This is a genomic window from Ruegeria sp. HKCCA5929 (assembly GCF_013034525.1).
GTDB lineage: Bacteria > Pseudomonadota > Alphaproteobacteria > Rhodobacterales > Rhodobacteraceae > Ruegeria.
This window is the reverse complement of sequence record NZ_WQGE01000002.1, coordinates 742220-768335: the sequence shown is the minus strand read 5'-3', so window position 1 is coordinate 768335 and position 26116 is coordinate 742220. Positions and strand designations below refer to the sequence as shown.

Sequence of the window (26116 nt, the reverse complement as noted above, 5' to 3'; positions counted from 1 at the left end):
TTAGCTCAATAGTTCCCGGATGACGGCATTCAGAACGGCCCGGCCGTCCGCAGTCGCCCGAAGCCTGTCGTTACTATGTTCAATCATTTTTATTTCAGAGAGATGATCAATAGTGTTCTTTGGAAGTTTTCGACCGGATAGGGTTTCCCATCTGTCTATATCTAGCCCCTCTGAAATTCTCATACCCATCATAAGGTATTCGTTTGCCTGATCTTCGTAGGACAGTAACGTTCTATCTTTTTCCCCGTTGCCGCGCTCGGCCGCATCAAGCCAACGTTGCGGATTCAGGTATGTTTCGGTTGCGTATTTTTGGGCGTTCAGGGTGACCCGTCCATGAGCACCGGGTCCGATGCCGACATAGTCTCCGTAACGCCAATAGGTCAGGTTGTGTTGGGATTCCGCGCCTGCGCGCGCATGATTGGATACTTCATAGGCGGGCAAACCGTGGGCTTCGCAAATGTCCTGCGTGATCAGATACATGTCGGCGGCGCTGTCATCCTCGGGCAAGCCACGCAGTTTTCCAATGGCATAGCGATCACCAAAAGCCGTTCCGTCCTCGATCGTCAATTGGTACAGCGACAGGTGGTCCACGGCCATTGACAGGGCCTCGTTCAGCTCCGTGCGCCAAGCTTCGGGTGTTTGGTGCTGTCTGGCATAGATCAGGTCAAAACTCACACGATCAAAGCAGGCACGTGCAATGTCAAATGCCGCTCGGGCCTCGGTGACTGTGTGGATCCGGCCCAGCCGACGCAAATCTTCGTCATTCAGGGCCTGAACGCCCATCGAAATTCGGTTAACGCCTGCGTCCCGATAGGCTGCAAACCGACCAGCCTCGACCGATCCGGGGTTGGCCTCGAGCGTGATTTCCATGTCATTGGACGGGTGCCAGAGCGCGCGCGCCTCATCAATCACGTCAGAAACGGTTTCCGGGTCCATCAGAGACGGGGTACCACCCCCAAAGAAAATCGTGTTCAGGACCCGACCCGGCGCTTCAGAGGCAGCACGGCGCAGCTCGCTTAGATAAGCAGCAAGCCATTGTTTTTGATCTATTTTATTTGAAACATGGCTGTTGAAGTCACAATAGGGGCATTTGGCCTCGCAAAAAGGCCAATGGATATAAAGGCCAAAGCCCCCGTTGCGCCAATCATCCGCCAAAGCAGCCTTTCACGAACTTCTCAACCGCGCGGCCGCGGTGGCTGATCTTGTTCTTTTCCCAGCGATCCATTTCGGCAAAGGTAATGTCGTGCCCGTCCGGAACAAACATCGGGTCATACCCGAATCCGTCCTTGCCGCGGATCGGCCAGACCAGGTGGCCCGGTGCGATGCCTTCGAATACTTCATCATGTCCGTCGGGCCAGGCCAGAACCAATGTACAACGGAATTGCGCTGTGCGTGGGTGAGGGGCGTTTTTAGCCTCCAGCTCATTATGTGCGCGGGTCATGGCCATCAGGAAATCACGACCATTTGCCGTTTCCGCCCAATCGGCAGTGTAAACCCCCGGCGCGCCATCCAGCGCGTCGATGGTGATCCCGGAATCGTCCGACAGGGCAGGCAGGCCAGTGGCTTTGGCGGCGGCATGGGCTTTGATCCGCGCGTTGCCGACAAATGTGTCTTCGGTCTCTTCCGGCTCGGGCAGGTTCATCTCGCCCGCGCCGACGACAGTGACGCCAAAAGGTTCGAGGAGATGCGCCATCTCCTCAAGCTTGCCTTTGTTGTGGGTGGCAACCAGCAGCCTGTCCCCATCGAACTTACGGGTCATGCGGTTGCGGCCTTTTGCGCGGCAGCCAATTCGCCGACGCCTTTTTCGGCCAGATCCATCAGCTGATCCATTTGCGCGCGGCTAAAGACCGAGCCTTCGGCGCTCATCTGCACTTCGATCAGCTTGCCGGATCCGGTCATGATGAAGTTGCCATCAACACCCGCTTCGCTGTCTTCCGGGTAATCCAGATCCAGAACTGACTGACCAGCATAAATACCGCAGGACACAGCCGCAACTGGATCCACCAGGGGATCAGAGATGACGTCGCCCGCTTTCATCAGCTTGTTCACGGCCAGACGCAGGGCCACCCAGCCGCCGGTGATCGACGCGCATCGGGTGCCGCCATCGGCTTGGATCACGTCGCAGTCCACAGTGATCTGACGCTCACCCAACGCGACCCGATCCACACCAGCGCGTAGGGCGCGGCCGATCAGGCGCTGGATTTCCACGGTGCGACCACCTTGCTTGCCGCTGGCAGCTTCGCGCCGCATTCGGGTGTTGGTGGCGCGGGGCAGCATACCGTATTCTGCCGTGACCCAGCCCAGGCCCGAGCCTTTTATAAAGGGCGGCACGCGATCTTCAATCGTTGCAGTGCACAAAACGTGCGTGTCGCCCATTTTGATCAGGCAGGAACCTTCGGCATGTTTGGTGAACCCCGTCTCGATTGAAACGGCGCGCATTTCGCTTAAATCTCTTCCAGAGGGTCGCATCGGAATTCCTTTGTTTGCTGGGTTGGGGATAACGCCCCGCAGCGTTACGATGCAACCCCGATTGACCTTTCATTTGCCTGCTATTTAATGACGAACGAGCAGGGGAAGACGCATGAGCGAAGCGAGCAAGATTCTGGATGAGATGAACGACCGGTCGCGCGAAGTGTTCCGGTTGATTGTCGAGAGTTATCTGGAAAGCGGTGAGCCGGTTGGCAGCCGCACCTTGACGCGTACCTTGTCCGAAAAAGTCAGCGCCGCGACCGTTCGCAATGTGATGCAGGATCTGGAATTTCTGGGCCTTCTGGACAGCCCACATGTCAGTGCAGGTCGAATTCCAACGCAGCAGGGCTTGCGGATGTTTGTGGACGGGTTGCTTGAAGTTGGCGATCTGGGTGCCGATGATCGGCAGAAACTGGAACAGACATTAGGCTCTAACACAGGCGATGTCGGCGGAATGCTCGACCGAGTGGGCTCTGCTTTGTCACACGTGACACAAGGCGCCTCGCTGGTTTTGACGCCCAAGCATGAATCGGAAATCAAGCATATTGAGTTTGTTTCTCTGGGTCATGATCGGGCTTTGGTGGTTCTGGTTTTCTCGGATGGTCATGTGGAAAACCGACTGTTTACCCCGCCACCGGGGCAAACCCCCAGTTCAATGCGCGAGGCGGCGAATTTCCTCAATGCGCTGATCGAGGGGCGGACCCTTGGCGAAGTGCGTCGGCAGATGCAGACGCAGATCGATGCACGCAAGCAGGAAATAGACATTCTGGCGCGTGAGATGGTGGAAAGTGGCATGGCTGCCTGGGACGGAGACGGCGGCGACTCGGCCCGATTGATCGTGCGTGGGCGAGCGAATCTGTTGAACGAACCGGGTCAGGCCGAGGAGCTTGACCGGATTCGAACCCTGTTTGACGATCTGGAACGCAAACGTGACATCGCGGAATTCCTTGAATTGACCGAGGATGGCGAAGGTGTGCGCATTTTTATTGGGTCTGAGAACAAACTTTTCTCACTTTCGGGTTCCTCTTTGGTGGTGTCTCCATATATGAACGCTGATCGTAAGATAATCGGTGCGGTCGGGGTCATCGGGCCCACGCGTCTGAATTATGGACGGATCGTGCCGATCGTGGATTATACGGCGCAACTGGTCGGTAAGTTGATATCCGACCGGAGCTAGAGGGTAAGAGATGGCAGAGCCCAAGAACGAAGATTTTCTGGACGACATCATGGCTGCGGAAGCGGAAGAGCTGGCCGAAGAGTTTGCAGAGATCAGCGAGGAAGCGCTGGAGCTCGATGAGCTGCGCGCCGAGCGGGATGACTATAAAGACAAGTTCATGCGCGCGCTGGCGGATGCTGAGAATGCGCGTAAGCGCGGCGACAAGGCGCGCCGGGATGCGGAACAGTATGGCGGGTCGAAGCTGGCCCGAGACATGCTGCCGGTTTATGACAACATGAAGCGTGCGCTTGAAGCTGCGACGGATGAGCAGAAAGAAGTGGCCGCTGGGTTGCTGGAAGGTGTCGAACTGACCATGCGTGCGCTGAAGGACGTGTTCCAGAAGCACGGGATTGAAGTGATCACGCCTGAGGTCGGAGACCGGTTCGATCCAAACGTGCATGAGGCGATGTTCGAAGCGCCGGTGCCCGGCACCAGGGCGGGGGACATCATTCAGGTGTCTGCCGAAGGGTTCATGTTGCATGACCGCCTGCTGCGTCCGGCGCAGGTTGGCGTGTCGTCGACGCCTGCAAGCTGATTGGCCCCTGCGAGGCCAAGCCTTCGGCGAGAGTATTTTGGAAAAGATGAAGGGGCGGTCAGGATCTGGCCGCCTCTTTCAGCTTGTAGATCAGATCGAGTGCTTCACGAGGAGTGAGCTCGTCCGGTAAGATATCATCCAACATATCCGTGACAGGCGAGGCCCTAGGGGCAGGTGGCGGGGGTGGCGGCGCGGCTGAAAACAGCGGCAGATCATCGATCAGAGCTTTTTGCTTTCCACCTTCGCGTTCCGTTTTCTCGAGTTGATCCAGAACGACACGGGCGCGTTCGACAACCGAGGCTGGCAGGCCGGCAAGTTGGGCGACTTGCACACCATAGGACCGGTCTGCAGCGCCCTTGTGAACCTCGTGCAGGAAGATCACCTCGCCTTCCCATTCTTTGACAGCAACGGTTGCATTATCCACGCCTTCCAGCTTACCGGCCAGAGCTGTGAGCTCATGATAGTGCGTGGCAAACAGAGCGCGGCATTTGTTGGAGGCGTGCAGATGTTCCAGTGTGGCCCACGCGATTGAGAGGCCGTCATAGGTGGCGGTGCCACGTCCGATTTCGTCCAGAACAACCAGCGCGCGGTCATCGGCCTGGTTCAGAATCGCGGCAGTTTCGACCATTTCGACCATGAAGGTCGAACGACCCCGAGCCAGATCATCCGATGCACCAACGCGGCTGAACAATTGACTTACGACGCCGATACGGGCGTGTTCGGCGGGTACATAGCTTCCCATCTGAGCCAGAAGCGCGATCAGGGCGTTCTGGCGCAGGAAAGTCGATTTACCGGCCATATTGGGGCCGGTCAGCAACCAGATGGCGGCACCCTGTTCAGCGCTAAGATCGCAGTCGTTGGCGACAAAGGCATCGCCACTTTGCTGACGCAAGGCGTGCTCCACAACCGGATGGCGGCCGCCGTGCACGCTGAACGCGCGTGATGTGTCCACATGTGGGCGACACCAGTTTTCCCCACGCGCCAGATCGGACAGTGCCGTTGTCAAATCCAGCTCGGCCAACCCTCGAGCGGCTTGGTTGAGACGGGCTGCCAAGGTCAAAATCTGATCAGAAAGCCTTTGATAGAGCCGCTTTTCAATCTCAAGTGCCAGATTGCCCGCGTTCAGGATGCGGGTTTCGATCTCTGACAGTTCGACGGTTGTAAACCGTACCTGATTGGCGGTGGTCTGACGGTGGATATAGGTTTCGCTGAACGGCGGGTTTAGCATCTTCTCGGCGTGGGTCGCGGTGGTTTCGATGAAATACCCCAGCACATTGTTGTGCTTGATCTTCAGCGAGGTTATGCCCGTGTGTTCCGCGTATTTTCGCTGAAAACCTGCGATGACCGAGCGGCCTTCATCGCGTAGGGTGCGGGCCTCATCCAATTCAGTGTCAAAGCCTGGGGCGATGAAACCACCATCGCGCGCCAGCAGGGGCGGCTCGGCGACAAGTGCCTCGTCGAGCAGTCCAAGAAGGTCGTCAAACCCGGTCAGGTTTTGGATGGCGGTCGATAACAGTACTGGCAAATCTTGGGTTTCGCACAATTCCGCAATTTTAGCCGCTTGCGCCAACCCGTTACGAATGGCGGCCAGATCGCGCGGACCGCCTCGGTCCAGCGACAGCCGCGACAGGGCGCGGTCCAGATCCGGCGTTTTACGTAGTGCTTCACGCAGGTCTGACGCAATCAGGCCGTCCTCAACTGCGAAGCTTACCGCATCCAGGCGCGCATGGATCACGTCCAGATTGCGCGATGGGCTGGACAGGCGTTGTTCCAGCAACCGTGCGCCACCGGGTGTGACGGTGCGGTCGACCACAGACAACAACGATCCGGCGCGACCACCTGAGAGCGATCGCGTCAGTTCCAGATTGCGGCGTGTTGCAGCATCAATTTGAACAACGCGGTCTTCTGATTCCTTGAGAGGGGTCTGCAGTAGAGGCAATTTGCCCTTTTGCGTGATCTCAAGGTAATCGATCAGTGCACCCATTGCCGAGACTTCGGCGCGACCGAAGTTCCCGAATGCATCCAATGCACCGACGTGAAACAAACCGCATATACGTTTTTCTGCCGCTGTGCTGTCAAAACTGGCACGTCCCACCGGCGTCAGAGAAATCCCAAGATCGCGAACGGGTTCCTGCAACTTGTCTTGCACCCCGTCTGCAACGATCAACTCGGACGGGGCCAGCCGTGCCAGTTCCGGGCTCAGGCGCGCGCCGGTCAAAGGCATCACGTGAAATGCACCGGTCGAGATATCGGCCCAGGCCAGAGCGGCCTCGTCCCGAACTTCGGCATAGGCGGCCAGAAAGTTGTGGCGGCGGGCTTCGAGCAGGGCGTCCTCGGTCAGCGTTCCGGGCGTCACCAGACGCACGACATCGCGATTTACGACTGATTTAGAGCCTCTTTTCTTCGCTTCGGCAGGGCTTTCCATTTGTTCGCAGACAGCAACGCGAAAGCCTTTGCGGATCAGGGTCAGCAAATACCCTTCGGCTGAATGCACTGGCACACCGCACATGGGAATGTCGTTGCCATTGTGCTTGCCGCGCTTGGTCAGGGCGATGTCCAGCGCTTCGGCGGCATTGACGGCATCTTCGAAGAACATTTCGTAGAAATCGCCCATGCGATAGAACAGCAGGGCGTCGGCGTGGGCCTCTTTGATTTCGAGATATTGCGCCATCATCGGCGTGACTGTGGACAAAGGCGGCCCCCTTTTGGCGTTTCCGGGCGTGACCTTACAAACCCGGCCCCTGCGACGAAAGGCGAAAACGTATTGTCGTTGAGGCGCGCCCCTGCCTGCGCTATGAGGCAACAGCCCAACAGATGCAAAGAAACGACATTTCCGATGCCCAAAGCGAAGATCACCAAAGAAGAGGCGCTGGCCTTTCACCTGGACCCCACCCCCGGAAAATGGGAAGTGCAAGCCACTGTTCCCATGACCACGCAGCGAGACCTGTCATTGGCATACAGCCCCGGTGTGGCTGTTCCCTGTGAAGCTATCGCCGAAGCGCCCGAGACTGCCTATGACTATACAAACAAGGGCAATCTGGTGGCTGTGATCTCGAACGGGACGGCGGTACTTGGTCTGGGAAACCTTGGCGCGCTGGGCTCGAAGCCGGTGATGGAAGGGAAATCCGTTCTATTTAAGCGTTTCGCCGATGTGAACTCGATCGACATCGAGCTGGACACCGAAGACCCGGATGAGTTTTGTCGCGCCGTACGCCTGATGGGGCCAACCTTTGGTGGCATTAATCTGGAAGACATCAAAGCGCCCGAGTGTTTCATAATCGAACAGCGCCTGAAGGAAGAGATGGATATTCCTGTCTTCCATGATGACCAGCATGGCACGGCTGTGATTTGTGCTGCGGGTTTGCTGAACGCGCTGCATATTTCGGGTAAGAAAATCGAGGATGTAAAGATTGTTTTGAACGGTGCGGGCGCGGCAGGGATCGCTTGTATCGAATTGCTGAAAGCGATGGGCGCACGGCACGAGAATTGCATCGTCTGTGACACCAAAGGCGTAATTTATCAGGGCCGAACCGAAGGTATGAATCAGTGGAAGTCCGCCCACGCCATCACCACGGATTTGCGTACGCTGGAAGATGCGATGAAGGACGCGGATGTGTTCTTGGGCGTTTCGGTCAAGGGTGCGGTCACACAAGAAATGGTCGCCAGCATGGCGGACAACCCGGTGATTTTCGCGATGGCGAACCCTGACCCCGAGATCACGCCGGAAGAAGCGCACGAGGTGCGCGTGGATGCTATCGTTGCCACCGGGCGCAGCGATTACCCTAATCAGGTCAACAACGTGCTTGGCTTCCCCTATCTGTTCCGGGGTGCATTGGACATCCATGCCCGCGCCATCAATGATGAGATGAAGATTGCCTGCGCCCACGCGCTGGCCAATCTGGCGCGTGAGGATGTGCCGGATGAGGTCGCCATGGCCTATGGCAAATCACTTACGTTCGGGCGCGATTATATCATCCCGACGCCGTTTGACCCGCGCCTGATCCACCGTATCCCTCCAGCCGTTGCCAAGGCCGGAATGGATACTGGTGCAGCGCGGCGTCCGATCATTGATATGGACGCGTATGAACTAAGCCTGAAATCCCGCATGGATCCGACCGCAAGCATCCTGCGCGGTTTGAACGCCCGTGCGCGTCAGGCCCAAAGCCGGATGATCTTTGCCGAGGGCGACGATCCACGGGTGCTGCGCGCTGCGGTCATGTATCAGCGTTCAGGCTTTGGTAAAGCGCTTGTGGTCGGTCGGGCAGATGACGTCAAAGACAAGCTGGAAGCCACGGGTCTTGGGGATGCGGTACGAGAAATCGAGGTTGTGAACGCCGCAAATACCAGCCATCTCGAAACTTATTCTAATTTCCTCTATGAGCGCCTGCAGCGTAAGGGTTTTGACCGCAAGGACATTCACCGCCTTGCCGCACGGGATCGGCACGTGTTTTCTTCGTTGATGCTGGCGCATGGTCACGGGGACGGGCTGGTCACAGGCGCGACGCGTAAGTCGGCCCATGTGTTGGATCGGATCAACCACGTCTTTGATGCCGATGCTGCGCATGGGGCTGCTGGCGTGACGGCCCTTTTGCACAAAGGTCGGATCGTCTTGATTGGGGACACCCTGGTGCATGAATGGCCGGACGAAAACGATCTGGCCAACATCGCCGAGCGCTCTGCAGCCGTCGCCCGACACATGGGTCTGGAGCCACGGGTTGCGTTTGTCAGTTTCTCGACCTTTGGTTACCCGGTCTCGGAACGCGCCGAAAAGATGCACCGCGCGCCCGCAGTGCTGGACCAGCGCGGCGTGGATTTCGAGTATGAAGGCGAGATGACGGTTGATGTGGCCCTGAACGTGGATCAGCAAGCAGCTTATCCTTTCCAGCGTCTGACAGGTCCGGCGAACATCTTGATCGTTCCGGCGCGGCACTCAGCCTCGATCTCAACCAAGCTGATGCAGGAAATGGGTGGCGCGACCGTGATTGGCCCGATCCTGTCGGGCGTGGATAAGCCAATTCAGATCTGTTCCACCGTCTCGACTGCGAATGACATTCTCAACATGGCCATTTTGGCCTCATGCGATATTGGATAAGTCATGACGATCTGGAACCTCGGCTCGATCAACGCGGATATGGTTTATGACCTGCCGCATTTGCCTGCGCCGGGGGAAACTCTGGCCGCCCTTGGACTGGACCGGTTTCTGGGCGGCAAGGGGGCCAATATGTCGGTTGCAGCGGCACGGGCGGGTGCGCGTGTCAGCCATATTGGCGCTGTCGGCCATGATGGGCGCTGGGCGAAAGACCGATTGACGGAATATGGCGTGGATACGCGTTATATTTCAGAGGCAGATGTACCAACCGGGCACGCGATTATTGCCGTGGATGCTGAGGGCGAAAACCTGATCATCCTGTATCCCGGTGCCAATCATGCGTTAGAGGTCAGCGATCTGGGACAAGCTCTGTCGTCGGCAAGCACGGGTGACCTGCTGATCCTGCAGAATGAAACCAACGCACAGGTTGAAGCCGCGCAGTTGGGGCACCGGATGGGATTAACCGTGTGCTATGCTGCTGCTCCGTTTCAGGCCCAGGCGGTAAAGGCGGTTCTGCCTTATCTGGATTTTCTGATCCTCAACGAGGTCGAGGCTGACCAGCTACGTCAGGAAACCGGGTTAAATGCCGCTGACCTGCCAGTGCGGCACGTGATTGTCACGCTGGGTTCAAAAGGCGCGCGGTATTTGCAGAATGGCAGTGATCCGGTCGAGTTCGAAGCGCACAAGGTGCAGGCCGTCGACACCACGGGGGCGGGCGATACGTTCACCGGCTATGTACTGGCAGGCATGGATCGTGGGATGCCGATGGAACAGGCTATTCTGCAAGCAAACCGCGCCGCGGCCCTGATGGTCACGCGGCACGGAACGGCTGATGTTATCCCCGATTTGAAAGAGGTGCGCGACGCGTCCTTTGACTAAGATCCGACAAACGGTGCGTCAGAACCCCAAAGCTGTTTGACGCGCGCGTCACGGCCGCAGGCTTTGCGGTAAGCTTTGTACGCGCTGTGCTGTCGCTTGGGCCCAAAGCGGGTCAAGATCAGTTTGTTCCCCTTGTAGTAATCCTGATGATACGCCTCGGCTGGGTAAAAAGTTCCTTCGCTCAGGATCGGCGTTACCACTGCCTGGCCCAAAGCCCGCTGTGCATCCGCTTTTGCCTTCTCGGCCAAAGCTTTTTCCCCTGTGTTAGAGACGAATATTGCAGTGCGGTAGCTATCACCGCGATCGCAGAATTGACCACCGGCATCTGTGGGGTCGACCGAGCGGAAGAACATGTTCAGAAGCGTTTCACGTGAGACTTGAGTTGGATTGAATGTGATCTGAACCGCTTCATAATGGCCGGTTCCTCCTTTTGAGACCTGATCATAAGTGGGATTTGCTGATTTGCCGCCGGTATAGCCTGAAACGGCCTCGATGACGCCGGGGACAGACTCAAAATCAGATTCAACACACCAGAAACATCCTCCGGCTACTGTCAGAGTTTCTGTTCCCGCTGCCGGCGCGGGCAAAGCGCGCAACATCGCCGCCAAGGCGATCAGCGTGAACAGAAGGGCTGGTTTAAGCGTGTCGAGGTAAGCAGTCCGTGTCATGTCAGGTCTCCTTTCACGACCAAGGTGACCCGACTTGGATCAACATGCAATTGCCTGACATCTCATGTCACGCGCTGGTGAGACGAGTTTATCAACTTCAGCCAAGTTCGAAGAAACCTTGTGTATCGCAGTCAAAAGACCTTTTCTGAGATGTGGTGACGCAAGCTTGGATTCAGGATCGATGACACAGGAGATGCAGGTTTCGACGCGCGTGCTGGTCATAGTTGCGCCCAGCTTCAATATGGCGGCCACCATGGCGTTCATAGATCCGTTTCGCGCCGCCAACTATCTGGATGGAAAGCCTTATTTCAAATGGGACTTCGTATCAGAAGCAGGTGGTTTTTGTGTGTCCAGCAACGGTGCTGGCATCGAAACTCAACCGCTTGACGCGCTTTCGTTCACCGAGGCCGACATTGTCATTGTATCTTCCAGTTGGACACCGGAACGGCACCTGACGTCCAAACTGGGAACAACTTTGCGCCAACTTGCGCGCAGCGGCGCGACTTTGGGCGCTTTGGATACGGGCGCCTTCATACTGGCGCAGGCCGGGTTGTTGAGCGGACGGCGCGCCACCGTTCATTATGAGCATATCGATGCATTGCAGGAGCTTTATCCAGAGGTAGAGGTTGTTGAGAATCTCTATGTTATGGACGGCAATCGGCTTACGTGTTGCGGTGGGTCTGCAGCAACTGACTTTGGGTTGCAAATCCTTCAAGGGATACATGGCAGCGCGCTTGCCAACGCTGCAGCCAGATACGTGTTTCACGACCGTTTGCGCGGACCGGCAGAGCAACAGCAGCCACAAGGTAATGAACCTTTGGGAATAACGGTTCCTGCCAAGCTAAAGATGGCGATTCAAGTAATGGAGGCCAATCTGGAGGAACCTGTACCGGTTCCCGAGATTTGCAGACGTTCCGGGATTTCTCATCGCCAATTGGATCGGCTGTTCGCGACCTACATCAAGAAAACGCCCGCGCTTTACTATCGTGACATTCGCTTGGATCGGGCGCGTGGCCTGGTCACGCAGACTGAGCTTCCCATTGCAGAGGTCGCCATGGCGTCAGGTTTTTCCAGCCCCGTGCATTTCAGCCGGGCTTATAAGGAAAGATTTGGCCTGCCCCCGACGCGCGACCGGGTCGAGGGCAGGGTTCCATTCGAATTCCGCGCCTGGCCGATGCATCGCAAACCTAAAGACTAGCGGCATCACGATCATCAATTTGGCTAAAATAGAAAATAATCAGGCGGAAAAAGTTAAGTAGCCGACAAAGACTCAGAAGATCATACGCGCCACACGTCAATCATTGGGGCAAAGCCTGTCCCTGAGCTGTGGAGCCACCCATGAGCCAGCTGCCGTCCAAAACCCAGTTCGAGCGGATTTCCGATGGTTTTAGCACCGATCCCTTCAATACCAGTTCCCTGAAGGCCGAAGCCTATGTCGATCCGTCCTGGTATCAGGTCGATCAAAACGAAGTGCTAGCCAAGACCTGGCAATGGGTGTGCCACGTTGAAAAGCTGCGCGCTCCGGGGTCATACACAACCGTCGAAATCGCCGGGCGTCCAATTGCTGTTGTGCGCGACCGCGAGGGCACATTGCGTGCGTTCTATAATGTCTGCAAACACCGCGCTCATCATTTGCTGTCGGGCGAGGGCGAAACCACGCGCATCATGTGCCCATATCACGCTTGGGTTTACAAGCTGGACGGCCAATTGGTGCGCGCGCCCGAGACCGAGAGCCTGGCTAATTTCAAAACGTCGGATATCTGTTTGGACCAAGTACAGGTCGAAGAGTTTGCCGGGTTCATTTACGTCAATTTAGACCCTAACGCAGCACCTTTGCGCGAAGTTTCCGGGAATCTGGAAACCGAAATCCGCCATTGGGCACCGGATATCGAGCAGCTGACATTTGGTCACCGCCTGACCTATGACATCAAGTCGAACTGGAAGAACGTCGTCGACAACTTCCTTGAATGCTATCACTGCCCGACAGCGCACAAGGATTTCTGTGATCTGGTCGATATGGACACCTACAAGGTGACTACATACGGCATCTACTCCAGCCATATGGCCGAGGCGGGTAAGGGTGCTAACACCGCTTATGACGTGTCCAATGCCACAGTACGAACCCATGCAGTTTGGTGGTTGTGGCCCACGACATGTCTGATGCGCTATCCAGGGCGGTCTTCGATGATCGTGCTGAATATTATCCCGATTGGTCCTGACCGGACGCTGGAGACCTATGATTTCTTCCTTGAAACCCCGGAACCTGATGAGGCCGAGCTGGAAGCAATCCGGTATCTTGATGAGGTTCTGCAACGCGAAGACATCGACATTGTCGAAAGCGTACAACGCGGGATGAGCACCCCGGCCTTTGCGCAAGGCCGGATCGTGCATGATCCCAATGGCTCGGGCAAATCGGAACATGCGGTGCATCATTTCCACGGGCTTGTACTGGATGCATATGCAAAGGCCGCACCGTGACACGGCCGAACATCGTTGTGATTATGGCCGATCAACTGGCGCCGCATTTTTGCGGCGCCTACGGCCATCCAACGGTCAAGACCCCGAACATCGACGCGCTTGCCGCGCGCGGGATGCGATTTGACGCGGCCTATTGCAACTCACCCCTTTGCGCGCCGTCGCGATTTGCGTTCATGTCCGGGCAGCTGATCAGCCGGATCGCTGCTTATGACAACGCCAGCGAGTTTCGCGCATCGGTCCCGACCTTTGCGCATTACCTAAAGGCGTTGGGCTACCGGACCTGCCTGTCGGGCAAGATGCATTTTGTTGGGCCGGACCAGAAACACGGGTTTCAGGACCGTGTGACCACCGACATCTACCCCGCCGATTTTGCCTGGACCCCGGACTGGGAAGCCCCGGATGAACGGATCGACAAATGGTATCACAACATGCAAACGGTCAAGGAAAGTGGCGAGGCAGTCGCTAGCTTCCAGACGGATTATGACGACGAGGTCGAATTTGCCGCGCGCCGCTGGCTGATCGACAGGGGGCGAGACCGGGCGGCTGGGGACAATGCTCCGTTCTGTATGGTGGCCAGCTTTATCCATCCGCACGACCCCTATGTTGCCAAGCCCGAGTGGTGGAACCTGTATTCCGACGCAGACGTCCAGATGCCGGAATTTACACTAACGCCCGAGGAACAAGACCCGTTCTCACGCCGTGTGATGGATGGGATCGAGGCAAGCTATGTCCCTCTGACCGAGGAAGAAATCCGCCGCGCGCGTCGCGCTTATCTGGCCAATGTCAGTTACTTCGACAGCAAAGTCGGCGCGATGGTCAAAGCCTTGGAAGACATCGGTGCGTTAGACAATACCATCGTCATCATCACCGCAGACCACGGCGATATGCTGGGTGAGCGTGGGTTGTGGTACAAGATGAATTTCTTTGAACACTCGGCCCGTGTGCCGCTTATCATGGCTGGCCCCGGTGTTGCCAAAGGCTGTGCTGCCAACGCCTGTTCCCTGCTCGATCTTCTGCCGACATTCGTGGACATCGCCGGCGGTTCTGACGCGATCTTCGGGGAACCGATTGATGGCCGATCCTTGATGCCGCTTGCACGCGGGGAAGGCGACCCTGTGGATGAAGCCATCGGTGAGTATTGCGCCGAGATGACGCCTTATCCGGTATTCATGATCCGACGCGGGCCGTTGAAGTATATTCATTGCGACCCGGACCCACCTCAGCTTTATGACCTGTCCAAGGACCCGTTGGAAAAGGTGAATGTGGCCGATGACCCGACTTACGCTGAGCAGTCCGCGCAGTTTGCTGAAGACGTGGCGCGACGTTGGAACAGCGAAAACCTGCGCGCGGATGTCATTGCAACGCAAAAGTCTCGTCGCGCCTTGCACGCCGCGATGGAGGCGGGTGCCGGAGAGGCCTGGGATTACACCCCGCCACGAGATGCAACGCAGGAATATGTGCGCAATCACATGGATTGGACAGTTGCAGCGACTCGCTATCGCTATCCGCCGTTGAAGGAGACCAAAGAATGATGCTGGACGGCAAAACAGCGCTTGTAACCGGTGGGCGCGGCGGGATCGGGCGCGCGATCGTGGCACGTTTTCTGCGGGAAGGTGCGCGGCTCTATGCGGCTGACCTGACGCCCGAAGGATCCCTGTCAGCCCATGATGACGACGGCAGCATCTTTGTGAAACTGGACGTCACGCAAGAAGCTGATGCAATAGCCGCGATGGATCAGGTTACGGCCGAGGCTGGCCAATTGGACATTCTGGTCAACGCAGCTGGCATCGAGATTGAAAAGACTGTTGAACAGACAACGCTAGAGGAATGGAACCTGTCCTTTGCAGTGAATGTCACGGGCACGTTTTTGACCTCGAAACATGCATTGCCGCTGTTGCGCAAAGGGGCCGCGTCGGGAACGTCAGCCTCAATCATCAATTTCGGGAGTTACGATGGGTTCATTGCGGACCCCGGCCTTGCCGCCTATTGCGCGACCAAAGGTGCGGTTCACGCACTGACGCGTGCGATGGCGTGTGATCACGGGCCGGAGGGTATTCGCGTGAATGCCATATGCCCCGGCTATGTCGACACGCCCATGTTGCAGAGTTTCTTCACTGGCGATGGCTCGGGTGGCGGCGGCAAGACCATTGACCAGTTACAGCAGGCTGTGCGCGATGTGCACCCGATGCGCACTTATGGCACGCCGGATGATATCGCCAATCTGGTGAATTGGCTGGCTTCGGACGAGGCGCGCTATGCAAGCGGTCAACTTTGGGTTCTGGACGGAGGGCTGAGCGCGCAAGTCCAGCAGATGAAGCTATGAGCAAACCGGTCATCATTACTTGTGCTCCGACTGGTGGGATTCATACTCCCACCATGTCAGAACACTTGCCCATCACGCCAAGCGAAATCACCGAGGCCAGTATTGGTGCCGTCGAGGCCGGGGCTTCGATCATCCATCTTCATGCCCGCAATCCGGAAAACGGTCGGCCTGATCCGGACCCCGACCTTTTCATGCAGTTCCTGCCCCGCATCAAGCAAGCAACCGGTGCTGTGATGAATGTCTCAACCGGTGGCGGGTTGGGCATGACCCGCGAAGAACGCCTGCGTGCGGCACTACGGGCCAGCCCCGAAATGGCCAGCATGAACATGGGCTCGATGAACTTCGGCATCTTCCCGATGATGCAGAAATATTCAGGCTGGAAACATGACTGGGAACCCGAGTTTCTGGACATGACTCGCGACTTCATTTTCCGCAACACGTTTGCCGATATCGAATATGCAATGAAGGAACTGGGTGAAGGTCACGGCACGAAATTCGAGTTCGAATGCTACGATCTGGGGCACCTCTACAACCTGGCTTGGGTGGTAGATCAAGGCTGGGTGAAACCGCCGTTTTTCATCCAGATGGTGTTTGGCATTCTGGGTGGCGTGGGGGCTGATCCCAAGAACCTGATGCACATGCACACAATCGCCGAAAAGTTGTTTGGAAACAGCTATGAATGGTCGGTGCTGGCCGCAGGTCGCCACCAAATGGCCTTCACGACACAGGCTGCGATCCTTGGTGGCAATGTACGGGTTGGGCTGGAAGACAGCCTTTACATCGGGCCCGGCGAAAAGGCGAAGTCCAACGCTGATCAGGTCCGCAAGATTCGCTCAATCATCGAAAATCTTGGCCTGACGGTCGCAACGCCGGACGAGGCCCGCCAACGGCTGGGTCTGAAGGGCAACGACCAGACAGCTTTTTGACGGGGGACGACATGCAGACAAAGATGCTGATTAACGGAGAGATGGTAGAAGGTCAGGGCGATGCTCTGCCCGTTCTGGATCCATCTACCGGTGAAACCGTGGCCCATGTGCCCGAAGCGACGCCCGAGCAGATCGAAGCTGCAACGTGTGTTGCCCATGAAGCCTTTGACGCCTATCGGCTTGTTACGCCTTCCGAACGGTCGGGATATCTGCACGCGATTGCGGATGTAATGGAAGAAAACATCGATGAATTGGCCGAGTTAGAGACGCTTGATGTTGGCAAGCCATGGCCGATGGCCCGCGATGAAGAGATGCCTCTGACCATCGACACTTTCCGCTTCATGGCCGGTGCCTCACGCACGATGAGCGGGTCGGCGGCCGGAGAATACGCAGCGGGCCACACGTCAATGATCCGCAAGGATCCGATTGGCCCAGTGGCTTCCATCGCGCCATGGAACTATCCGCTTATGATGGCGGCATGGAAGATCGCTGCGCCCCTGGCGGCAGGTTGCACCATTGTTATGAAACCATCCGAAATCACGCCGCTGGCCACGCTGCGGCTGGCAGAGTTGCTGGCAGATGTATTGCCCAAAGGTGTGTTGAACGTAGTCCATGGTCGGGGCATGTCGGTTGGTGACAGCCTGATCAATGACCCACGGATTGAAGGGATTTCAATCACCGGCTCTCCTGCGACCGGAATGGCCGCGATGCGGGCGGCATCCAGCCAAATCCGCCATGTGCATCTGGAACTGGGGGGCAAGGCTCCGGTCATCGTGTTCAATGATGCTGATATCGACGCCGTGGCCGAGACGATCCGATACGGTTCGTTCTTCAACGCAGGTCAGGATTGTGCGCAGCCCTGTCGGGTGATGGTGCAGGATGATGTATACGACAAAGTGGTTGCTACCGTCGCTGATCAGGTTGGTCAGATCAGGATCGGTGCGCCAAGGGCCGATGGAACAGAAATGGGGCCTATCGTTTCAGCCGCCCAACGCGACCGGGTCGCCGGATTTGTCGATCGCGCCCGCAGCAGCGCTGAAATCGCCGTAGGCGGCAAGGTTGGTGAAGGGGAAGGGTTCTTCTATCAGCCGACCGTCGTCGCAAATGTGGATAATAACGCTGAGATCGCGTGTAGCGAGGTGTTCGGCCCGGTCGTGACTCTGTCGCGATTTACCGAGGCGGACGAAGCCCTTCGGATTGCAAACGCGGGGCGGTACGGGTTGGCGTCGTCTGTCTGGACCAAGGATATCTCGACCGCGATGAAAATGACGGCGCAGCTGCGGTACGGCATGACCTGGGTGAATACGCACGGAATGCCAGCGGCGGAAATGCCCTGGGCTGCGATGAAAGGGTCTGGCACGGGTTGTGACATGTCGGTTTATGCGCTGGATGCGTACACGTCCGTGCGCCATGTGATGGTGGCACACTGATGCGGTTGGCTGGGAAAAGAGCGCTTGTGACAGGTGGGCGGCAAGGCATTGGTCGCGGAATAGTCGAAGCCTTTTGCCGTGAAGGCGCTACAGTAACAACATGCGGGCGCGGGGCGCGGCCCGATGGGTTGGCTGGCGACATCATCTGGTATCCGCTGGATGTCACGGACGCAGACGCTGTCGAAGCGTTGGCCGAGGCCACAGATGGCACCGATATTCTGGTGAATAATGCAGGTGTGCAGGTTGAAAAGACTGTTCCAGACAGCTCGGACGTGGATTGGGACGCTGTGATAGGCACCAATTGCAAGGGCGTCTTCAATATGTGCCGGGCTCACATACCTCGGATGGATGAGGGTGCTGCGATCATCAATATAGGCTCTATTTCAGGGAATACCGCTGATCCGTCCATGGCGCTCTACAACGCGTCCAAGGCATTTGTGCATGGCTTGACCCGTTCTATTGCGGTCGATCACGGGCCAAAGATCCGCTGCAACGCGATTTGCCCCGGATGGATTGAAACAGGAATGCTGGACGCCGGGTTCGAGCTGGCTAACGACCCCGACGCCGCGCGAAGGGATGCAATCGCCCGCCATGCAGCGCGCCGCTTTGGCAAGCCCGAGGATATCGCGAGTATGGCGGTCTGGCTGGCGTCAGATGAGGCAAGCTTTGCCACAGGTCAGCTTTTCACCGTGGATGGCGGTATGACGGCAGCTTCACCTTTGAACCCGGGATTGTTCTGATGGAAATACAACACACGGCCTGCTTGGGCGGAGGCGTCATTGGGGCCAGTTGGGCAGCTCTTTTTCTGGCATCCGGGCGTTCTGTTGCCCTTTTTGATCCTGACCCGGACGTCGAAAAGAAAGTACGCCAGTATGTAGAAAATGCATGGCCGACGCTGGATGCGCTGGGCTTGACGGGCAACGGAAACCCTGACGCCATAACGTTTCATTCCAGCGCTGCTGCCGCAGTGGCTGATGCGGGGTTTGTCCAGGAAAACGTGCCTGAGCGTTTGCAGATCAAACATACAACCTTTGCCGAGATTGAGCCAGCTTTGTCCACGGGCGCGATCGTCGCCAGCTCTGCATCGGGTCTAACTCTGGGGCAAATGCAGCCCGGCTGGTCTGACCCGTCGCATTTTGTGTTAGGGCATCCCTTCAATCCACCGCACCTGATCCCGCTGGTTGAGGTGATGGGGAATGAGAAAACCGCCGATGGCGTCGTTGATGCGGTGCAGGCGTTTTATGAAAGCGTGGGCAAGACCACGATCCGGGTCAACAAAGAGGTGCCCGGCCATGTTGCCAACCGGCTGCAAGCCGCGTTGTGGCGTGAAGCAATCCACCTTGTTGTTTCGGGGGTTGCATCAGTTGAGGACGTGGACAAGGCCGTCTGGGCCGGACCGGGTGTCAGGTGGGCGGCGATGGGGCCGACCATGTTATTCAATCTCGGCGCGGGGGAAGGTGGGTTGAAGGCGTTCTGCGACCACTTTACCGCTACGTTCAACGGCTGGTGGGACGATCTGGGTCAGGTCTATTTAACAGATGAAGTCGCCCAGCAACTTGCTGATGGTGTGAAAGATGAGGCCGCAGGGAAAACCCAAGCCGAGCTGTCCGGGCAACGGGACGCTTTGATTCTGGCGATGCAGAAATCCATTGCAGATTTGCGCTGAACTTAGCCCAGCAACTGCCCCAGTTTCATCGCGACGCCCATATTGCCCGAGATCTTGAGCTTGCCCATAGCGACACCCGTCGTCGGGTTTAGTTTCCCGGTCAGCAGCTTGGTCAGGTTGTCTTGTGAGATACGGATGGTGCAATCCGTGTCCTGATCCTGCGTCGTGGCCTGATTGTCGGCCAGAACAATCACCCCGTCTGCGCCACAGTCGAATTTCAACGAGCCATCAAAGGTTTTGCCGTCTAAGCCCTTTTGAATTCCATCAGCGATGTCTTGAAGCATCCGGGTTCCTTTCGCAGTTTCCGAATGCGTAAAGGGTCAGACGGCGCGCAGGCAAGGCTGACCCAACGGGAGCTTGGCTTTATGACGCACCAAGTATCTGGGTTGTCCGATCACAGGCTTGACCATCGTAAAAGGCGTCGAGAACGGCCTGAAATTCGACCGGAGCATCCGCGACAGAAGAAAACAGCGTCATCGAAGATCGCAACTTCTTTGCATCAACCCCACCCAGGACGTCAGCCGCATCTCGCCCTTTGTGCAACAGCATCAGCGACGCCGCTTCTGTCAGCCGACGGCGCAGTTCGGGGTGGGCCAGATAGCTCGTTGCCTCGTCCAGATCTTCGATGCCGTAAAGCTGCGCCATATGGGATTGGCCCAGCTCGGCCAGTTGCGGAAACACAAACCACATCCAGTGGCTGGTTTTCTGCCCCTGTTTCAATTCACGCAGGACATCGGCCCAAACCGTGTCCTGCGCCTCGATGAACATATCGAGTTCGTCGTCGGTATCTTCGTCGTCGATCACTTGGACAAACGCTTGTCGCGTGCGGCCAGCAGTTTCAGGCGCAGGGCGTTCAGCTGGATGAAACCGGCTGCGTCTGTCTGATCGTATGCGCCAGCGTCTTCCTCAAAGGTCACGTGCGCCTCAGAGTACAGCGAGTGATCCGACCAGCGGCCCACGGTCGAGGCCAGACCTTTGTACAGTTTCACACGAACGGTGCCGGTGACGTGCTCTTGCGATTTGTCGATAGCGGCTTGCAGCATCTCACGCTCGGGCGAATACCAGAAGCCGTTATAGATCAGCTCGGCATATTGCGGCATCAGCTGGTCTTTCAGGTGCATCGCGCCGCGGTCCATGGTGATGGATTCGATCCCGCGATGCGCTTCCAGCAGGATGGTGCCGCCCGGTGTTTCATAGATGCCGCGCGACTTCATGCCCACGAAGCGGCCTTCGACCAGATCCAGACGGCCAATGCCGTGCTTGCCGCCATATTCGTTCAGCTTTGTCAGGATGGTGGCCGGGCTCATTGCCTCGCCATTGATGCTGACCGCGTCGCCTTTTTCAAAGCCGATCTCGATGAACTCGGGCTCGTTCGGCGCATCCTCGGGGTGGACGGTGCGCTGATAGACATAGTCGGGCGCCATATCGGCAGGGTCTTCCAGAACCTTACCCTCGGACGAGGTGTGCAGCAGGTTCGCATCGACCGAGAACGGCGCCTCGCCGCGCTTGTCCTTGGCAATCGGGATCTGGTTTTGTTCGGCGAACTCCAGCAGCTTGGTGCGGCTGGTCAAGTCCCATTCACGCCAGGGGGCAATGACCTTGATTTCGGGGTTCAGCGCGTATGCTGCCAGTTCGAACCGCACCTGATCGTTGCCCTTGCCGGTCGCGCCGTGGGCCACGGCATCGGCGCCGGTGGCTTCGGCGATCTCAACCAGACGTTTCGAGATCAGCGGGCGCGCGATGGACGTACCCAGCAGATACAGCCCTTCATACTGCGCGTTGGCGCGGAACATTGGGAACACGAAGTCGCGGACGAATTCTTCGCGGATGTCCTCGATATAGATGTTTTCGGGCTTGATCCCCAGCAGCTCGGCCTTTTGGCGGGCGGGCTCTAGCTCTTCTCCCTGACCCAGATCGGCGGTGAAGGTCACAACTTCACAACCATACTCGGTCTGCAGCCATTTCAGAATGATCGAGGTATCAAGGCCACCGGAATAGGCCAGAACAACTTTCTTGGGCGCGGACATCTGACTTCCCTTTATGCGTAGAACGATTGGCCCCTAGCGGGTTTTGAACGCGGGGGCAAGCTGTGTGGATTGACGCAGAGCGGGAATTAAGGTGAAACATACGCAATTAAAACAATGTTTGGTTGAAGGGGCAGTATTCGGATGTTGGGATGGCAGATTTTTGTGCATTCGGTGCGGATGGTTTTTGGAAATCTCAAGCAGGTGCTACAGATCACATTTGGTCCTGCGTTGATTGCCACCGCGTTGATTGTCGCATTGTTCATGGTGTCAGGCGTTCCGCTGGAAGCGTTTGAAGCAGAAACGGGAGAATTGCCGCCCGGCACGTCGCCTGGCTCTATCCTGCTTTTGGTTTTTGGGCTGATTGCGGTGATCTTTGTAACCATGTTCTGGATTGCGGTGTCGTGGCACAGGTTCATTCTGCTGGAAGAGTATCCCAACGGTATATTGCCAACATTCCGTTCTGACCGAATTCTCGCATATTTCGGGCGCGCTATATTGCTTGTACTATTGATGGCAATCGCGTGGCTTCCGGGTGGCGTGGTTCTCGGCACTTTCGTTCAAAGTTCGCTTGTTCTCGGAATTCTATTGCTTGTTGCATATCTTCTGTTTCTGGCCGTTTGCTTGTATCGTCTTTCCATTATTTTGCCCGCAGCAGCTATTGGCAGCCCCATAACACTTGGCGAAGCTTGGAAAAACACAGCAGGAACTGCCGGTGCGATTCTAGTCCTGCTCATCGTAGCCTTTCTGTTTCAGTTTGCTGTTCAGCTTGTTTTTACATTGCTGGCCTTCATTCCGGTTCTGGGGATATTGCTGACCGTGTTTTTCGGCACGCTTATCCTTCCGATGATCAATGTCAGCATTTTTACAACCATGTACGGCGTGTTCATCGAAAAACGCGAACTCTCCTGACCCGCGTACACATATGTATTCCTTGCCCTTAACGCGGTGATGCGGCAGTGAAACGGTCATGACTGATTTCATGACCCGCGCCCGCGCAGCCGAACAGGCGATGCGCTCTGTGTTTCCAGCAACGCCGTTGCAGCGGAACGCCCATTTGTCCGACCGTTATGGTGCGGACATCTGGCTCAAACGCGAAGACCTCAGCCCGGTGCGGTCGTACAAGATCCGGGGCGCGTTCAATGCGATGCGCAAGCAGCAGGGCCAGGATCTGTTCGTTTGTGCCAGTGCGGGTAATCACGCGCAGGGCGTGGCGTTCATGTGCAAGCATCTGGGGGTCAAAGGCGTGATCTTCATGCCGGTCACGACGCCACAGCAGAAAATCCAAAAGACCCGAATCTTTGGCGGCGACAATATCGAGATTCACCTGACCGGCGATTATTTCGATGACACGCTGGCTGCTGCCCAAGCTTGGTGCACACAGCAGGGCGGGCATTTCCTGTCACCGTTTGACGACGCGGATGTAATCGAAGGTCAGGCCTCATTGGCGGTTGAGATCGAAGAGCAAATGGGCGGTGTACCGGATCATGTCGTTTTGCCGGTTGGTGGTGGCGGAATGTCCTCCGGCGTGGCGACGTGGTTCGGGGATCGCAGTCATTGCTTGTTTGTCGAGCCCGCTGGGGGCGCATGTCTGCGTGCTGCCTTGGCGGCAGGGCATCCCGTTGCGCTGGATCATGTGGATACCTTCGTCGATGGCGCGGCGGTCGGACGAATTGGTGAGAAGCCGTTCGAACTGCTCAAGTCACGGCATCTGTCGGATGTGCTTGTCATGTCCGAAGACCGTATCTGCGCCACCATGATTGAAATGTTGAATGTTGAAGGCATCGTGCTTGAACCGGCTGGAGCTTTGGCGATTGAGGCGGTGGGTGACGTCCAAAGCTTTGTGCGCGGCAAGACGGTTGTCTGTGTGACGTCCGGTGGGAATTTCGATTTCGAACGTTTGCCCGAGGTCAAAGAACGCGCGCAGCGCTATTCCGGGGTGAAAAAGTACTTCATCCTGCGCCTGCCGCAGCGCCCGGGTGCGTTGAAAGAGTTCCTTGGCATTCTCGGCCCCGAAGATGACATTGCCCGCTTTGAGTATATGAAAAAATCAGCGCGCAATTTCGGCTCGGTCCTGATCGGGATTGAAACCCGAAAGCCTGAAAATTTCATGCGCCTGTTTGCGCATCTGGACGAGGCCGGGTTCACCTATACCGACATCACCGAAGATGAGACACTGGCGCAGTTTGTAATCTAACTCAGGTTTTCGCACAGCTCTGATACGAATTTGAGTTTCGAGCTTTCAAAAACGGCCAGCAGGGCTGGCAAATCAACCTCCGCTCCCTGTCCTGCTGCGGCCTGCCGTTCGCCGTCCTGACAGAGTTTCGAGAACTGATCGAAGCCAAGGCTGAGCGCGCTTCCCTTCAGGAAATGCAGGTTTTGTTCCAATTCGATCCGGTTGGTATCGTGATGCAGGCGCGCAATGACCTCTTGCACCTCTTCCAGAAAAATCTCGACCACCTCGTCAAATTCATCCGGGCCAACTTCGTCCCGCAATTGCCTGACTCTGTCCCAGTGGATCATGATGCGCTACCCGTCGACCAATCTGTAAGGTTCTGGGTAAGCCACGGCTGGTAAAAGCCCAGTTAACGGCAATGTCTGAACGTGGGTCATGTCTTCACCGGATGTTAAACCCGCGAAGGCTAGGGTCGCCCTGACCGGTCAATCTCAGGAGAGCAGAGGGTAAATGGTGCCAGGGGCGAGTCTTGAGGACACCAGATCAGATCTGGACTTCGGCGCGATCCGCAAGGTGCTGGTTGTGGATGACAGCCGTTTGCAGCGGCGCATCCTTGTGGCTTCGCTCAGAAAATGGGGGTTTGACGTAGTCGAGGCTGATACCGGCGAGGCCGCGTTGGAGCTGTGTCGGACAGACCCGCCCGACCTTGTGCTCAGCGACTGGGTTATGCCGGGGATGAGCGGGCTGGAGTTCTGTTGCGCATTTCGCGCATTGGAAACGGATCAATACAGCTATTTCATCCTGCTGACGTCCAAAAGCGAAAAGCAAGAGGTGGCACGCGGTCTGGATGCCGGGGCGGATGATTTTCTGATCAAACCACTGGAAGCCGACGAACTCCGGGCGCGCATTTCCGCCGGGGCGCGTATTCTTGACATGCAGCGCGAGCTTTCGCAGAAAAACCGCCTGATCGAATCCGCGTTGGAAGAGCTGAAACTGGCGCATGACGCAATCGACAAAGATCTGATGCAGGCGCGTAAGATTCAGGAATCTCTGATGCCCGAGCTATCGCGAGATTTTGGCAACTCGCGTGTCAGCCTTTTGCTAAAGCCATGCGGCCATATTGGCGGCGATCTTGTTGGCATGTTCTCGCCTGGCGTGAATCGCTTGGGGTTCTACAGCATTGATGTGTCCGGCCACGGCATCACCTCGGCCATGATGACGGCCCGATTGGGTGGCTATCTGTCCAGCAAGCACTTTGACCAGAATGTTGCGATGGAACAGCGGTTCAACAAGTTCTACGCGCTCTTGCCGCCCGAGGATGTCGCCAAAACGCTCAACTCCCGCCTGATGGCAGATACGGGGATCGAAGAATATTTTACGATGGTCTATGCCATTGTTGACCTGCGCAACGGTCTTATGAAGATGGTGCAGGCCGGGCATCCGCACCCCCTTTTGTTACGCAAAGATGGCAGCAGTGAATTTCTGGGCGATGGTGGTTTGCCTATAGGCCTGATCGAGGATGCGGGCTTCCATCAGATCGAGACGAAACTGCAACCCGGGGACAAGCTGTTGTTGTATTCTGACGGATTTACCGAATGCCCTCTGGCAGATGGTGGCCTGTTGGATGAAGGCGGTTTGCAAGAAATGGCGCAAAACTGTGTTTCAGAGAATGGCGGGTCCGAGTTTTTGGATGACATGTTTTGGCGACTGACCCAGGTCATGTCGCCCAAAGAAGGAATCGGCGATGACGTTTCGGCCGTGTTCTTCGAATATAACGGCCCTTAAAGCGACCAAAGATGCAACTTGGCAAAATGTCGGTCACCGTCATTGCCAAGCTTTACCACCGCATCTGACGCATCTATCCATCGTGCTTCGTGAAACGCCTCGGCTGGTGGTCCGATGCGGCGGACGGGACGCGCGCGATAGATCATGCAGACCTTTTCCGCCCACAGATCGTATTCAGGCATATAGGTAAAGCGGCGAAAGGTACCGACCCGGCGCGGGTTGGCAACCAGCCAGCCTGTTTCTTCGTATACCTCGCGATGTAGGGCCGTGATTGGCGATTCGCCCGGATCAATTCCACCGCCCGGCAGTTGCAGCTCTGGGTTGAGGCCGTCGTCATACCATGTCACCAGCAATGATCGTCCACGAGGCAAAAGCACGTACACGCCGGGTCGTTGCGTGTATTTCTGCCCTGCCTGAGGGGTTTCACCAAACCGTCTGATCATGTATGGCCC

At 56.9% G+C, this 26116-nt stretch carries 25 protein-coding genes; 15 read left to right on the top strand and 10 right to left on the bottom strand.

Translation table 11 applies throughout. From position 1 onward, the window contains the following. From hemW to rph, 3 genes are read right to left on the bottom strand one after another with little or no spacing between them, the layout of a single operon-like run. Positions 1-1155 (bottom strand): radical SAM family heme chaperone HemW, encoded by a 1155-nt coding sequence (hemW, locus tag GOV90_RS08555; protein WP_171092803.1) that lies wholly within the window; start codon positions 1153-1155, stop codon positions 1-3. Continuing rightward, on the bottom strand, positions 1145-1759 hold the full coding sequence (gene rdgB / locus GOV90_RS08550) for an RdgB/HAM1 family non-canonical purine NTP pyrophosphatase (RefSeq protein WP_171092805.1): 615 nt from the start codon (positions 1757-1759) through the stop codon (positions 1145-1147). The genes hemW and rdgB overlap by 11 nt, the downstream gene beginning before the upstream one ends. Beyond that, entirely contained in the window at positions 1756-2469 is a 714-nt protein-coding gene (gene rph / locus GOV90_RS08545; RefSeq protein WP_171092807.1) for a ribonuclease PH, read from the bottom strand. Before rph ends, rdgB begins: the two co-directional genes overlap by 4 nt. Before the next feature lie 112 nt (positions 2470-2581). Between rph and hrcA the strand changes: the two genes are divergently transcribed. Further along, positions 2582-3646: a heat-inducible transcriptional repressor HrcA gene (gene hrcA, locus GOV90_RS08540; RefSeq protein WP_171092808.1), complete on the top strand. Its 1065-nt coding sequence runs from the start codon at positions 2582-2584 to the stop codon at positions 3644-3646. Between the two features lie 10 nt (positions 3647-3656). Further along, complete coding sequence (locus GOV90_RS08535; RefSeq protein ID WP_171092810.1) at positions 3657-4220, top strand: nucleotide exchange factor GrpE; 564 nt, start codon at positions 3657-3659, stop codon at positions 4218-4220. A 58-nt stretch (positions 4221-4278) separates the two neighbouring features. On the opposite strand, the gene mutS is transcribed toward GOV90_RS08535, so the two are convergent. After that, complete coding sequence (gene mutS / locus GOV90_RS08530) at positions 4279-6894, bottom strand: DNA mismatch repair protein MutS (protein ID WP_171093344.1); 2616 nt, start codon at positions 6892-6894, stop codon at positions 4279-4281. A 162-nt stretch (positions 6895-7056) separates the two neighbouring features. Between mutS and GOV90_RS08525 the strand changes: the two genes are divergently transcribed. Together GOV90_RS08525 and GOV90_RS08520 are read left to right on the top strand one after the other, a co-directional pair. Next, on the top strand, positions 7057-9312 hold the full coding sequence (locus GOV90_RS08525; protein WP_171092812.1) for an NADP-dependent malic enzyme: 2256 nt from the start codon (positions 7057-7059) through the stop codon (positions 9310-9312). 3 nt (positions 9313-9315) lie between these two features. After that, positions 9316-10188: a ribokinase gene (locus GOV90_RS08520; protein ID WP_171092814.1), complete on the top strand. Its 873-nt coding sequence runs from the start codon at positions 9316-9318 to the stop codon at positions 10186-10188. Here GOV90_RS08520 and msrA read toward each other — a convergent pair. After that, positions 10185-10856: a peptide-methionine (S)-S-oxide reductase MsrA gene (gene msrA / locus GOV90_RS08515; RefSeq protein WP_171092816.1), complete on the bottom strand. Its 672-nt coding sequence runs from the start codon at positions 10854-10856 to the stop codon at positions 10185-10187. The genes GOV90_RS08520 and msrA overlap by 4 nt on opposite strands. Positions 10857-11037: 181 nt before the next feature. Between msrA and GOV90_RS08510 the strand changes: the two genes are divergently transcribed. From GOV90_RS08510 to GOV90_RS08475, 8 genes are all read left to right on the top strand, one after another. Then, complete coding sequence (locus GOV90_RS08510) at positions 11038-12054, top strand: GlxA family transcriptional regulator (RefSeq protein WP_216602363.1); 1017 nt, start codon at positions 11038-11040, stop codon at positions 12052-12054. Positions 12055-12194: 140 nt separating this feature from the next. Beyond that, positions 12195-13334, top strand: coding sequence for an SRPBCC family protein (locus GOV90_RS08505; RefSeq protein ID WP_171092818.1), 1140 nt, complete (start codon positions 12195-12197; stop codon positions 13332-13334). After that, a complete protein-coding gene (betC, locus tag GOV90_RS08500; protein WP_171092820.1) occupies positions 13331-14866 on the top strand; it encodes a choline-sulfatase in 1536 nt (511 codons plus the stop codon). Before GOV90_RS08505 ends, betC begins: the two co-directional genes overlap by 4 nt. Further along, the gene (locus tag GOV90_RS08495; protein ID WP_171092822.1) at positions 14863-15657 is read left to right on the top strand and encodes an SDR family NAD(P)-dependent oxidoreductase; all 795 of its coding nucleotides are present in this window, start codon (positions 14863-14865) and stop codon (positions 15655-15657) included. Before betC ends, GOV90_RS08495 begins: the two co-directional genes overlap by 4 nt. Continuing rightward, positions 15654-16583 (top strand): 3-keto-5-aminohexanoate cleavage protein, encoded by a 930-nt coding sequence (locus GOV90_RS08490; protein ID WP_171092824.1) that lies wholly within the window; start codon positions 15654-15656, stop codon positions 16581-16583. The genes GOV90_RS08495 and GOV90_RS08490 overlap by 4 nt, the downstream gene beginning before the upstream one ends. Before the next feature lie 11 nt (positions 16584-16594). Next, positions 16595-18013 (top strand): gamma-aminobutyraldehyde dehydrogenase, encoded by a 1419-nt coding sequence (locus tag GOV90_RS08485; protein WP_171092826.1) that lies wholly within the window; start codon positions 16595-16597, stop codon positions 18011-18013. Beyond that, positions 18013-18753 (top strand): SDR family NAD(P)-dependent oxidoreductase, encoded by a 741-nt coding sequence (locus GOV90_RS08480; RefSeq protein ID WP_171092828.1) that lies wholly within the window; start codon positions 18013-18015, stop codon positions 18751-18753. Before GOV90_RS08485 ends, GOV90_RS08480 begins: the two co-directional genes overlap by 1 nt. Further along, positions 18753-19679, top strand: a complete 927-nt coding sequence (locus GOV90_RS08475) for a 3-hydroxyacyl-CoA dehydrogenase NAD-binding domain-containing protein (protein WP_171092830.1) — start codon at positions 18753-18755, stop codon at positions 19677-19679. Before GOV90_RS08480 ends, GOV90_RS08475 begins: the two co-directional genes overlap by 1 nt. A gap of 2 nt (positions 19680-19681) precedes the next feature. Here the strand turns inward: GOV90_RS08475 and GOV90_RS08470 are convergent, their stop codons facing one another. The 3 genes from GOV90_RS08470 to GOV90_RS08460 form a co-directional block, all read right to left on the bottom strand. Next, on the bottom strand, positions 19682-19963 hold the full coding sequence (locus tag GOV90_RS08470; RefSeq protein WP_171092832.1) for an SCP2 sterol-binding domain-containing protein: 282 nt from the start codon (positions 19961-19963) through the stop codon (positions 19682-19684). 79 nt (positions 19964-20042) lie between these two features. Next, positions 20043-20447: a DUF1810 domain-containing protein gene (locus GOV90_RS08465; RefSeq protein ID WP_171093348.1), complete on the bottom strand. Its 405-nt coding sequence runs from the start codon at positions 20445-20447 to the stop codon at positions 20043-20045. Positions 20448-20479: 32 nt separating this feature from the next. Further along, positions 20480-21706 carry an argininosuccinate synthase gene (locus GOV90_RS08460; RefSeq protein ID WP_171092834.1) on the bottom strand — a complete coding sequence of 409 codons (1227 nt, stop codon included), beginning with the start codon at positions 21704-21706 and terminating at the stop codon, positions 20480-20482. Between the two features lie 141 nt (positions 21707-21847). Between GOV90_RS08460 and GOV90_RS08455 the strand changes: the two genes are divergently transcribed. Both GOV90_RS08455 and ilvA read left to right on the top strand, forming a co-directional pair. Then, the gene (locus GOV90_RS08455; protein ID WP_171092836.1) at positions 21848-22615 is read left to right on the top strand and encodes a hypothetical protein; all 768 of its coding nucleotides are present in this window, start codon (positions 21848-21850) and stop codon (positions 22613-22615) included. A gap of 58 nt (positions 22616-22673) precedes the next feature. Continuing rightward, positions 22674-23900, top strand: a complete 1227-nt coding sequence (ilvA, locus tag GOV90_RS08450) for a threonine ammonia-lyase IlvA (protein WP_171092838.1) — start codon at positions 22674-22676, stop codon at positions 23898-23900. On the opposite strand, the gene GOV90_RS08445 is transcribed toward ilvA, so the two are convergent. Beyond that, complete coding sequence (locus GOV90_RS08445) at positions 23897-24226, bottom strand: Hpt domain-containing protein (protein WP_171092840.1); 330 nt, start codon at positions 24224-24226, stop codon at positions 23897-23899. The genes ilvA and GOV90_RS08445 overlap by 4 nt on opposite strands. Positions 24227-24389: 163 nt before the next feature. On the opposite strand from GOV90_RS08445, the gene GOV90_RS08440 reads away from it, so the two are divergent. Beyond that, positions 24390-25664: a PP2C family protein-serine/threonine phosphatase gene (locus tag GOV90_RS08440; RefSeq protein WP_171092842.1), complete on the top strand. Its 1275-nt coding sequence runs from the start codon at positions 24390-24392 to the stop codon at positions 25662-25664. Here GOV90_RS08440 and GOV90_RS08435 read toward each other — a convergent pair. Beyond that, positions 25661-26107 (bottom strand): NUDIX hydrolase, encoded by a 447-nt coding sequence (locus GOV90_RS08435; RefSeq protein WP_171092845.1) that lies wholly within the window; start codon positions 26105-26107, stop codon positions 25661-25663. The genes GOV90_RS08440 and GOV90_RS08435 overlap by 4 nt on opposite strands. Positions 26108-26116 lie beyond the last annotated feature (9 nt).